Source organism: Mitsuaria sp. TWR114, assembly GCF_007997345.1.
In genome coordinates this window covers 1-932 of the sequence record NZ_VOSR01000765.1, presented here as the reverse complement: position 1 = coordinate 932, position 932 = coordinate 1, and the positions used below count along the sequence as shown (strand labels likewise).

Genomic DNA, 932 nt, shown 5'->3' with positions numbered 1-932 from the left:
GGCGCTGCTGGCCGAGCAGCTGAAGGCGGCCGGCACCCTGCCGCCGCTGGAGGTCGCGGCGCATGAGCAGATCAAGGCCCAGCGCGAGTCGGGCCGGCTCAAGCGCCCGGCGCCGCTGTTCGAGCACGCGCGGCTGCACAAGTTCATGCGCGAGGTCTTCGAGACCGTCGCCTATGGCAAGACCACCGAGGTCGACGCCGCGCGCCGCCTGGTCGCCGAAGGCCAGGCCCTGCTGCAACGGATCAAGTGAACCCGTCTCCCCGAGGATCAAAGCGACCATGAAAGCCACCGAACGCCAGCTGCGCTTCGTCACCCGCGAGGACCCCGATACCGGTGCGCGCGTCACCCGGCTCACGCCCACCGACGTGACCTGCCACCGCAACTACTTCTATCAGAAGTGCTTCACCAACGATGGGCAGCGGCTGATCTTCGGCGCCGAGTTCGGGCCCGGCTCGAGCTGGAACTACCACCTGCTGGACCTCGGCTCGCAGGTCGCGACGCAGCTCACCGACCAGGCGGGCGAGAACACCTTCGGCGGCTTCCTGAGCCCCGACGACCAGCACCTGTACTTCGTCCGCGCGGAGCGGCGCCTGATCCGCCTGGCGCTGCGCGACCTGAGCGAGGAGGTCGTCTACACCGTGCCCGAGGGCTGGGTGGGTTACGGCACCTGGGTCTCGAACAGCGCCTGCACGAAGATGGTCGGCATCGAGATCGCCGCGAGCGACTGGTTCCCGCTCAGCGACTGGCAGAAGTTCCACCAGATGTTCCATGCGAAGCCGCGCTGCCGGCTGATCCGCATCGACCTGGCCACCGGTGCGCGCGAGGTGATCCTCGAGCAGCAGGGCTGGCTGGGCCATCCGCAGTACCGACCCGGCGACGACCACACGGTCGCCTACTGCCATGAAGGGCCGCACGACCTGGTCGATGCGCGC

At 68.8% G+C, this 932-nt stretch carries 2 protein-coding genes; both read left to right on the top strand.

The window, feature by feature from the left end:
* Window positions 1-250 (top strand): hypothetical protein (locus FUT87_RS29305; RefSeq protein WP_186830729.1); only part of this gene is annotated, 250 nt, incomplete at its 5' end.
* 28 nt (window positions 251-278) lie between these two features.
* A partial coding sequence (locus FUT87_RS23895) for an oligogalacturonate lyase family protein (protein WP_222617259.1) occupies window positions 279-932 on the top strand: 654 nt, incomplete at its 3' end.